At 39.8% G+C, this 11,255-nt stretch carries 5 protein-coding genes and 2 pseudogenes; 5 read left to right on the plus strand and 2 right to left on the minus strand.

Annotated features, from left to right (window positions below; all coding sequences use genetic code 11):
• The 5 genes and pseudogenes from F6K63_RS35275 to F6K63_RS35295 all read left to right on the plus strand — a co-directional run.
• Positions 1-162, plus strand: a pseudogene (locus F6K63_RS35275) (IS66 family transposase); the annotation flags it as partial.
• A 223-nt stretch (positions 163-385) separates the two neighbouring features.
• Positions 386-2,857 carry a hypothetical protein gene (locus F6K63_RS35280; protein ID WP_287314772.1) on the plus strand — a complete coding sequence of 824 codons (2,472 nt, stop codon included), beginning with the start codon at positions 386-388 and terminating at the stop codon, positions 2,855-2,857.
• A 478-nt stretch (positions 2,858-3,335) separates the two neighbouring features.
• Positions 3,336-3,887: an REP-associated tyrosine transposase gene (locus F6K63_RS35285; RefSeq protein ID WP_071105543.1), complete on the plus strand. Its 552-nt coding sequence runs from the start codon at positions 3,336-3,338 to the stop codon at positions 3,885-3,887.
• A 208-nt stretch (positions 3,888-4,095) separates the two neighbouring features.
• Positions 4,096-7,818 (plus strand): helicase-related protein, encoded by a 3,723-nt coding sequence (locus tag F6K63_RS35290; RefSeq protein WP_287314774.1) that lies wholly within the window; start codon positions 4,096-4,098, stop codon positions 7,816-7,818.
• A gap of 164 nt (positions 7,819-7,982) precedes the next feature.
• Positions 7,983-8,207: an AbrB/MazE/SpoVT family DNA-binding domain-containing protein gene (locus F6K63_RS35295; RefSeq protein WP_071105541.1), complete on the plus strand. Its 225-nt coding sequence runs from the start codon at positions 7,983-7,985 to the stop codon at positions 8,205-8,207.
• Positions 8,208-8,581: 374 nt separating this feature from the next.
• On the opposite strand, the gene F6K63_RS35300 is transcribed toward F6K63_RS35295, so the two are convergent.
• Both F6K63_RS35300 and F6K63_RS35305 read right to left on the minus strand, forming a co-directional pair.
• Complete coding sequence (locus F6K63_RS35300) at positions 8,582-11,143, minus strand: NACHT domain-containing protein (RefSeq protein WP_287314776.1); 2,562 nt, start codon at positions 11,141-11,143, stop codon at positions 8,582-8,584.
• Positions 11,129-11,255, minus strand: a pseudogene (locus F6K63_RS35305) (IS4 family transposase); the annotation flags it as partial. The pseudogene F6K63_RS35305 and the gene F6K63_RS35300, both read right to left, overlap by 15 nt.

The raw sequence follows: 11,255 nt of genomic DNA on the forward strand, positions 1-11,255 counted from the left end.
TCCCGTTCCATGGAACGGTTTCGGGAAACAGCGGATTTACTCAGCGTCATCCAAACCTGCCGTGTCCAGGGTCGTTCGGCTGTGGAATTTTTCCGACAAGCTCTTGAGGCTACCGTTTCCCCAACAAAGGTTTCTTATCCTTCCCTGATTCCAATGACCTGAATTCTTACAGTTTGTTTCTAATTTAGTTACTAGTTTAACAGATTTCCAAGGAAAAACGCCAAAATTAGATTTTACTTATCCTTTTGGTAACTATCCTGGTTTACGAAAGCAACGGTTAAGTGTAAATAAAACTGCTGATCACAGTAGGGATTTGCTAAAATTTCACAAGATCACGATTACGGTGCTAAATAGTGCTGAGTTTAATAGTGAACTGAGAAATGGATTGATCAATTATATTAATACTGAGTTTGCTGGGGTTAGTGAAAGCGACCGCGAAGAGCTCTATGATATTGTTGATGATCTAGAAAAAGACCCTAAATCTGATTTTTACCGACTGAAGCACATTGCGGATACGGAAACTCTTGGCCAACTTAAGAAACAAGCCCAGATTCATTACTTAGAGATTCTTAAAAGAGCGATTAATACTAGTGCTAGTCCTGGTAATGCTAAAGCTGCTATCTATCTGGAGGATTTGATTCGCCGACTTAAGCTGATTAATCACTACATCAATGATATCAATAAGGCAGATGGGGAGTACTTGGTTAATTATGCTGAGGTATCGGTTAACTACAGAGACGTTTTTTCGAGGGCAGATGCCTTTAATCGGTTGCCAATTATTCCGATAATAGAGGGATACTTGGGAGAAAGTACCGATGAAGGGTGGGGAGAATTACAGTTTATTTTTGGACTTAAGCTCAAGTTGGATGGTAAGGTTCATGCTCATGGTAGTAAACGGGTTTTTGAGTATTCGCTTAATCTGATTAATCCCGATAGTCAGGAGCATCAAGAGTTACTGAAAGATGTTTCAAAACGAGAAGCTTTTGCTAGAAAAGTTTTGACTATTGTGTTTTTGTACTACTTTGTGTTTGCTGGTAATGACCCCTCTGATCCCGGCTATACTCCTACGTCTGACCTAAAGTACGATCCTATTAATGCCTTTGAGGAAAAGGTTTTGCCCAGGCTACGAGAATCGAAGGACAGTGAGAAGCAGGACATGTTTAGAGGAATCATCAAAGGGTTCGATAAGTATAATGTTCAGTCTAAAATTGATCAGCTAAAAGACTGTTTGACAAATACTATAAAATACAAGACTAGGTTATCAAGCCCAGGGTATCCTCTCCATATTTCTGTAAAAAAAGGCATTTTAGAAAACGATATTAGTAATATTCAGACTAGGCAGACTTTGTTTAAGGAGGTTTTGGGAGGTAATCCCAAAAACGTTCTGAAGTATCTATCGATTCGAGAGGCAAATGCTGGCGGAGATTCGGTTTGTAGTCTGGAAGCGAATATCAGAATTAGTGATATTCGCTATTGTGCTGAGGATGAGCAGCAATCCTTCAGTATGGAGTATGATGACATCACTGGGATTAAAGCGCTCCCGATACTATTGGTACCAAGAGACAATAGGGCTACAGACATATACAACCAGTGTTTTAAGCAGCATAAGTTAATGCTGTTTCCCTATAAAATAGACAAGAATAATCCTTTAGACTCCCAAGGGGCTTTTGTTTATCGGTTTACTTTTGCTTTGCTGGCTTATATCTGTTTGAGACTGCTGTTGCAGGAGCAAAAGCGTTTATTTATTCCGATTTTACGATTGCATCTGAGTAATAAGGAGGATGAGGCTCCCATCGAAAAATTTTTGCTATCGTTGTGTATGGTATTGTCTCATTTACTGAATCAGAAACATCGGTCGAATACTCAAGGAATTGATATCAGGGATTTAAGTTCTTATAAAATTCCTAATGTGATGACCTCTCTCTACTCGGTATTGCCGAAAAGGTTTCGTTTCAATCAGCCCTTACACTATCCCCAAGGCTATCAGCCATTGGAGAAGTTAGCAATTATTGTAGTTTCCAGTCGGGAAAGTGATAGCAAATGGGGGAGTCGGCACAAACGATCGAACTTGATGGGAGAAGTGGTGGGAGTAATCCGTCGAAATGATGGTGCAGTCAGGTTACAGTTACTGACCACTTTCTCTGGTAATTATGACCACCAACGATTGTTTCAGGAACCAACGGTTGTAATTGATCAAGTTACCAAGCTTTATGATAAAAACGGATACAAACATTTTATCTATGTGGCTAAGGCTCCCTATACCAGTACTTTACATATGACTCAGTCTCAGGATGATGATGGATTATTCTTTATGTCCAAGGATGTTATCCGTGCTTTAAAAGGGGAGCATAAGGATATCAAAATCTATCCAATATTTTTTGATAAGTACTATGTGGTAAAGCTAAAAAAAATTGGGGCCAGTTCGTTGTATATTCAGGATACGGAGAAGTTGACTAAATTAATGGCAGAGGAAAGTAAGCAATCGGTGGTGTTTTTTAATCTTTTTAATGGCATTGAGGTGCCAGGGGAGCAGCGCAATTATAATGGAGTGATTTCTTATGCGACGTTGTTGAATATCTATGAGGGGATACTGGATGATCAAGATATTCGCAATGGTTTGATGTATGATACTCCTCTGAAACAAGACATAGTTCAGTATTTGAGTCTGTTTCACTTTTGGCGATACCAGAAGGCAAGAGAGATTAGCTTTAAGTTAGACCCTTACGAAAATCTGATTGGGGATTATTCCGTTGGGGCTTTGTCCTTGTTTAATCATATGAGAGGTCAGGGGAATTTTAATTGCTTGGCGTTTTTAACTGAAGTTAGAAATATATTAAATAGTGGTAGGGTGTGTTAGCGTAAGCGTAACGCACCGTGATTAAGTGATTAAGTGATCAAGTAGGGTGTGTTAGCGTAAGCGTAACGCACCGTGATCAAGTAGTGTGTTAGCGTAAGCGTAACGCACCGTGATTAAGTGATCAAGTAGATCAAGTAGGGTGTGTTAGCGTAAGCGTAACGCACCGTGATTAAGTGATCAAGTAGATCAAGTAGGGTGCGTTAGCGTAAGCGTAATGCACCGAAAATTAACATACAAATGGTGCGTTACATTTCATTAACGCACCCTACTCCTAATAAAATTAACATACAAATGGTGCGTTACATTTCATTAACGCACCCTACTCCTAATAAAATTAACATACAAATGGTGCGTTACATTTCATTAACGCACCCTACTACCGATGGTGCGTTACATTTCATTAACGCACCCTACTCCTAATAAAATTAACATACAAATGGTGCGTTACATTTCATTAACGCACCCTACAAGTAAGCTAATGCCTAATTATAGAAGACCTCGTGTTTCTGGGGGAAGCTACTTTATCACACAAGTCACCTATCAAAGACATCCTTGGCTTTGTAGTGATATAGCTAGAAAAGCTCTTAGAGAAGCCATGGAAAAAGTAAGGCAAAAATATACTTTTTCCATTAATGCTTTTGTTTTGTTACCAGACCATTTTCATTGTTTATGGACTTTACCCCCTGATGATCCGGATTTTTCAGTGAGATTGCGATTGATTAAAACCTATGTTACCAAACATTATGGACAAGAATTAGGAATTAATCGAGTGGTTTCTCCCTCACGACAAAAGCGAAGAGAGAGCAATCTTTGGCAACGCCGTTTTTGGGAGCATTTAATCAGGGATGAACGGGATTTTGCTCTACATTGTGATTATATTCATAATAATCCTGTGCATCATGGATTGTGCAAAAATCCCCAAGATTGGCAGTATTCTAGTATTCATCGTTTTATCGCTCAGGGGATTTATCCAACCGATTGGCGAAGGGATACCAGGAAAGAAAAACCACAAGGGATTTGGTATGAATAGTCGGTTTGGGTGGTAGGGTGTGTTAGCGTAAGCGTAACGCACCAAAAATTAACATACCAATGGTGCGTTACATTTCATTAACGCACCCTACAACACGGTGCGTTACATTTCATTAACGCACCCTACAACACGGTGCGTTACATTTCATTAACGCACCCTACAACACGGTGCGTTACATTTCATTAACGCACCCTACTCCCTTTAAAACATGACTAAAATAGCCGAAGATTTAGGTCGCATCTTTGAAGTTGGATTTAATATTGGCATTCTAGCTGACATTGAGCAAAACAAGATTAAGCACAATTTTGGTAATTTATATTGTCAGGATTTGCAGCAACTGAAGTTTCGTAATATGCTCCAGCGGATTGTGGATAAGCTGATCAGTCCTTTGGAAAGAGAGATGGCTGAAAAATGGAGTACGTTTTTCCTTCAGAAAGGCTTCTTATCTGGTTTGAACTTCTTTCGGGATTATCTCAAGGCTATCGGTTGGAGTAAAGAACATAAGCGGCGTCATCTAGAAATTGTCTATTACCAGTGCTGTTTCTGTGATGATAATAGTATCGGTACCTATTGTAAAGGAGATGATCAATGGTATAAGGAGGTATTGTCTCAATTTGATCAGGAGTTAGGTAGTCAAACCAGACCTTCTAGGAATACTGTGGCTCGGGTTAATAATTTTAATGCTAACAATTTGAACAGTTACATTAGGGAGTATTCTAAGAAGGGAGAGTTTCTGAAAGCCGATACTCTGATGCTGCTAAGTTATCGCGGTAGGGAGTTTCGGGTGCTTTGTGTGGATTTATCGGTGTTTTCGATTAAGACAGATGCGGATATTGAAAACTTGAATTATGTAGATATTCTCCGGCATGGATTAATTCGTGATATTAACTATTTGAAATCTAAAAGTGTTTTTTCTAAGCTTCGCTTAGATACGAAAAACTTAGATTTTAAGTTCGCTAAAGAGCTGAAGAGTTATTTTACTGCATTTAAGTTCAGAGATAAGGAAACTAGTAAGTTAATTCAGGCCGGTAGTTATGCTCATAGCTTTAATCAATTCCTGAGAGAGATTGGTATTTTCTCGGATCAGACATCGGTAGTATCTAATGTAGTGGGCTATAGCGATCGCGGAATTAGTGCTATGTCTGTAAACCAGACGAATCGAGAGGTTTTGGACACCTGTCACGAGATTTATAAACATGATTCTAGTCCTAAAGAGATTAAGGATGCCCGTCACCAGGTGTTAAAGCAAATCCAACGGAATGCTTATCGCAGTTTTCAGGACGGTAAGCAGTTTGTGGATAATTTGTTAGCAATCCAACCAGATACTATAACCAAAGTAAATCATAAAGAGCACATCCAGGGGTTTGTTAATTCTATTGCTCAGGTGCCACCCGATCTAAGCAAGCAACTGGGATTAAGTGTCGGGTTAAGTACAGCAATGAATTTGCGGGATGCTCATGGGGAATTGATTACGAAGGCGCTGGTTTCTGACCAGACCTATCTGTTTTTAACAGGCAATCCAGGCATTGGTAAGACGACTGCGATCGCAAAATTTTTAAAGGGTCATGTTGACGAGGGATTTTTGTTTTTCTACGTCAGTCCCAGGAAACAAGTCAATCTTGACATTATCGAGAAGTTTAAAGACTCAGCTACCGGAGAGTTGTGCGATAATCAGCTAATCGCTATCAACACTAATGCTAATTTAATTTCCGACAACTTTGGACGCTACACTGTCCAATACCTCTGGAATGAGTGTCAAGACGATTTTAATATCAAAGATGTTGATTTTTTCGATAGTAGAACGATTCAACCATCGGCAAGGCGCTCGAATAAGCTGAAGCGATTAACGGATGAGGAAATTCAAGACCGTGGCAAAAAGTCTAAAGGAGTTTTAAGTAGTATTTGTGAAGCCATCTATTGCCTTGTGGATGAGCAGACGTCTAATAGTATTGTTGCTACGGTGTCTATCCAGTCTTTGAAAGCAACTCCGAGGGGCAACACCTTAGAGCATTTTGAAAAAATTTTCAGAAACGCTTACAACAAAGGAGAAGGGTTGGTTATTCCTGCTAAGATGCAGGCTATATCTAGCAGAATCAAGCATTTATTTATAATGATCGATGAGATAACTGGGGATGATGGCGGAGTTGAGTTTTTAAATGGTATTCACAGGATACTATCTAACTATAAATTGATCAATAATGGCCATGGCTTTAACACTAAGGTAATTGTAGCAGATGCTTCCATTGTTGATCCAGGGGTAATTGACCAACATTTATCTGACATTTCATCGGAACCGGATAAGATTTACTTCCGGAGTGTGGGAAATTCGGCAAATTCTGGTTTGGGATTACCCCTTTCACGGCAACGGTTTAAATTTAAGGGTTTAGAGGCAACGGTTATCAATGCTAATTCCTATCCAGCTAGCAAATTATCTATCACTTACAAGGTTTTGGTGGAGTCTTGTCGATTTAGTGAAGAAGCTAATTTAAAGCAACAGGATATTTTAGGAAAATCTCTTCAAAAAACAATTTTTCAAGATATCCAGGCATTAATGAATCGGTCTGATGTTGAGCAAATACTGGTCTATATCCAGGATAAGCAGAGATTAGCGCAACTAATTGACAGCATTAGAAAGGAGCTAGGGGAGTTTACCAAGTATCAGGATTATCTGGAAATCCATGCTAATATATCTGAATACGAAAAGAAGCAAATCCAGCAGTATAAAAATCAGGTAAAGGTGGTGTTTATGACTGCTTCCGGGAGTCGAGGTCTATCCTTTCCCAAGGCTAAGCATATCCTGGTGGAAATCCCTCGGTTCGAGATTGAGCATAACCTGATGGAAGTGATTCAAGTAATTTACAGAGGTCGTGGTCAGTATGAAGACGATGGAGTAGTTAAGACTCTAGACAATCAAGATAAAGAACTTATTTTCTATTTAGCTGAGCGTTCTGTTTATTATGATGCTGAGGATGACCAGCAACAGCAGTTGTTTATCAAGGAAAGTGTGCTGAGTCTGTTGAATATTCTCTTACTGTTGAAAGGGTCGATCATGACTCGCATCCAGGGCTATGGACAGATTGGTCGGGACAATTTCTTGATAATTCCCATTGGAGGTAAGTCGATTTCAGCCGTAGGGAATAGGTTTAGTGCTCAGATTGCTAATCTGATCCGTGAGCTGAAGAATGAATATAAGCGGAAACCATGGGATGACCCTTTAGAGGAAGTGTCTACTAAACTAAAGGATTTACTTAATCAAGCGGAGTTTTTAGTTAAGAATACAGCAGAATCCAATTATATTTCTTTAGTAGAGTCTTTCAATAACCAATTTAATCAGTTGGTTAACCATGGGTTGGATAAATTACTAAACTTAGGCGCTATTGAGACAGCTTACATTAGTGGTGCCTTGCTGGTGGTACCGATTGCTAATGGATTACAGGAAACCTATCAGATCAATTTGGTAAAACTAGTGAGATATATTACCAATGAGCTGTTGGAAACTATGGGTAAAATGAGTGCCAGTAAGTCTTATCCAGAAAACCTACGCTCTGGGCTTAAGGATGGCATAGAGTTACTGGAAACCCTAGGCAATTCAGCTCCTAAAACCCAATGGTTTGAGCAGAAATCTAAAGGATTTGACCAATATTATGCGTTGCCCTTATTTACCTTTATTGCTGGAGAGGCTTTGAAGAAATATTTTGATTCTAAACCGGAAGAACCGGAAGATGCTCGATTTCGGAAGATTATGAGTAGTTATATTCGCACATTTTACCCGGTTGATAATGTTTTACCCATTGGTCACGAGTATCAAGATTTTCCGTTTATTGTATTTAACAGCTATTCCCTAGAGCAACTCAGAGCAAAGATGTTTACGGATAAGTATTTGTTGACATCTAATGAGTTGAATGTTTTGAATTTGATTTTGTCGCGTTGATAGGGAGTAGGGAATCGGGAGTAGGGGGAAGAGTTTGGGGCGGGGGCGCAGGAAGTGTGGGAAGTGTAGGGAGAAAGAATAGGGAATATTATATAGCGGTTTTCATAGTAATGATATATATATAATAATATAGGATTTTTACGACTCCCGACTCCCTTTACAATATGTACAAGCTCACAATTAATAAAATTGGTAATTCCCTAGGCATAACTCTACCTGAAGAGATCCTACAAAAGCTGAATGTTGGCCAGGGAGATACTGTATTTATCACAGAAACCGCTGATGGTGTTGAAATCACCACGAAAGACCCTGAGTTTGAAACGGTAATGGCAGCTTATCAGAAAGTCAGCAAGAGGTATGAAAATGCTTTGAGGGAGCTGGCTAAGTGAGGGAACCGCTGTGGATAAATGATGGAAAGGTTAGCAACAGACCAAGAAAGCCAAAATGCGATTGCTAAGTGGCTAGAAGCAAATGTCGGTACTTGATTTGATGATCCATACTAATCAAATACCGATGCTAGACTGGGTTGAATATAACCTAAAATGACCCTCCCAAGGTTTTTGACGTTGGGAGTTTTTTACTGTCTGCTAACTATAACTTTGGTATAGATAAGTTTTCCATTTGAGATGTAAACGGAAAAGGTCTTTTTTTAGTTTACCACAAAATTCTGGAACTATTGCCCATCTTGCCTCTTGCCTCTTGCTTCTTGCCTTTTTCGACCATCGATGAATTTACAACTCGTTTGAAAACCCTCTATACTTGATTACGATGAAAAGCTCGATAATCTGGCCAATTCCTCCTGAGCAAACTCTCGCAGTTTAGGATCGGAGTCATGGTCTGCTCTATCCTGCAATAAGGATCGGGTTTGGGAATGGTTAGGATAATATTCGAGGATGGCCTTAAGAGCTGCTTGTCGAGGATTGTCATCCCAGCGTTGCTTACGCTCAAAGGGGTCATGGAGAGTGCGATTACATAAAAATTCAAATAACCAAGGCTGATTGACCGTAGGCCACGCTACGCGATCGTGCCAACCTTGAACTAACTGTTCAATTGCTGTCACTCGCACCCATGAATCAGTATCAGAGCGAGCGGATTGTTGAAGTAGGGCATAGGTATCTGGGTGGTCTTTGTAACCTTGAGCTAACTGTGCAATTGCTGTAACTCGAACATCGGAATCAGTATCAGAGCGAGCGGATTGTTGAAGTAGGGCATAGGTATCTGGGTGGTCTTTGTAACCTTGAGCTAACTGTTCAATTGCTGTAAGTCGCAGCCACAAATCAGTATCAGAGTGAGCCGATTTTTGAAGTAGGGCTAAGGTATCTGGATGGTTTTGCCAATGGGTGGCTACTAATATAATAGCTTTAGTGCCAATATCACGAACTAAAGCTTTAGTGCGAATATGACGGACTAAAGATTTAGTGACAATATCACGAACTAACGTTGCCTCATCTCCATACTGGTCATAATAATAATTTAGATAATAATCAATTAAGTATTTGACGCGATTCAGTAATTCAGTATCCGTTGATTTAATCTCATACCTATTCCTAACCTCAGACAAACAATCCGCTGCCAAAAATAGATTACCAAACTTATCCCCTGCTCCATCTTGTGCCATCAAATACTCAATAATCTCTCCAGCTTTATTTGAATCAATCATGCCTACAATCAACCTCAGCACTTCATGCCAAGATTCATCCCCCCAGTGCTGACCAAATACCTGGGTTTTTAACTGTTCTAGGGAAATCTCCTGGGTTTTCTCAAATTTCCTGACAAATTCCCAAGCACAGAAATATTCCAAAAATGTCCGATGCACAAAGGCGTAGTAATCGGTTCCCATGAAACACAAGATAAAATTGCGGGTGCGCAACTGATTAATCATTACCTTGGCAACGGCTCTGGGATTAGTAAACTCTCGTGATTTGAGCTCATCGAAGATAATCCTTTCTAAATCTTCTGCACTAATCAGATTTCCGGCTAATCCCTGTTGATTACCCTGCATAAAATATGCTACTTTTGCCAATATCTGTTGCTTATCTTGATAATCAATCGTCATCGGGTCAAGACGATTATCTTCTAGTAATGCTCGTTCTACATCCCATTGATGGAGCAGTAATCGAGAGGATTGGTTATAGAGTTCAGAGCGGTCACGAGGCAATTCTTGATTGCGATTCAGGATTGCCATCATCGTTAGTAATAGGGGATTTTGCCCCAGTTGTCGAATTGGGGAAGATGTCTTGATTGCTTTTTGTAAGCGTTCCCGTTTCCTAACTTTATCGGCTTGATCAGTAAAGGTTAACTCATGCCACTGCTCGATAAAGGTTTGAATTTGTTCCGAGTCCAAGTCTTGGAGCATAACATGACGAAATTCAGCATCCCGTAGCCGTTGGGGTTTATAACCAATTACCCGAGATGTCACAATTAATCTTACTTTAGGATAGGTATTGGTAAAGCGATGAATATCCGTAATTACATCTTCTCGTTTACCTGGCTCAAAGACTTCATCCAACCCATCAAACATAACTAAGAATTTACCATTATCCTTTAACTGTTGATCAAGGTGATGTTGATTGAGATGACATATCGCTCCACTGCTTTGATGACAGAATTCCAAGAAATCCTTACACTGTCCAATATCGCGATTCCGGATATAGGTGCGTAATTCAATCAGTAAGGGAATCGGTAGAGAAAGGGCAGTAGTTATATCGGTTCTTGCCCACTCCAATGCTAAATACTGCAGCAAGGTAGATTTACCAGAGCCTGGGTCTCCTAAAACCACCAAATACCGATAGCCTTGAGAGTCCTTGATCACATCTAATACAGATTTAATTGGCTGTTGATAATAAAGCTTTTTAGATTTTTCCAGCTCCTTTTGGTCAATTTCCTGTTCTAGTTGACCACTCTCTAGCAGTTTTTGATAATAATCTTTAGGCAGTTCATGAATCGCCTCTGGCATCAAGTCATGAACCTCTCGCACATTTTGGGGGATAAATATCGTCCAGAGTTTTAGTTGATTATAGGCAGAGCCATCGGTATCTAAACTATCTAATTTAACATTACCGTAGCTCTCTAGGAGTGCTTCTTGATATTCCCTTAAGTTAAAGTCTGGGATAATGCCTGCTGTAGCGTTAGTGTTTTTTGCGATCGCATCTAACGTTTGGGAATCCCAGATAGGCCGTAACTTATCCGATTGCTTGATGATAGTTTGTACTTGCTTGAGATACTGTCTACCAATATACTTCCAACGAAATTCTTCCGGTAATGGTAATAACTTCAGCTCAACCCAAGTCTTGGCTAATGTCTCAGTATCCTGGGGGGGCGACATGAGAGCTAAAAAGTAGACTGTATAAGCTTCATAGCTCTCATACCTCGTAAATAATGATCGAGCTTATGACGACTTAAATGCATCAAATTTTCAACTAATCCCCAACATTTAT

Source organism: Moorena sp. SIO1G6, assembly GCF_010672795.1.
GTDB lineage: Bacteria > Cyanobacteriota > Cyanobacteriia > Cyanobacteriales > Coleofasciculaceae > Moorena > Moorena producens.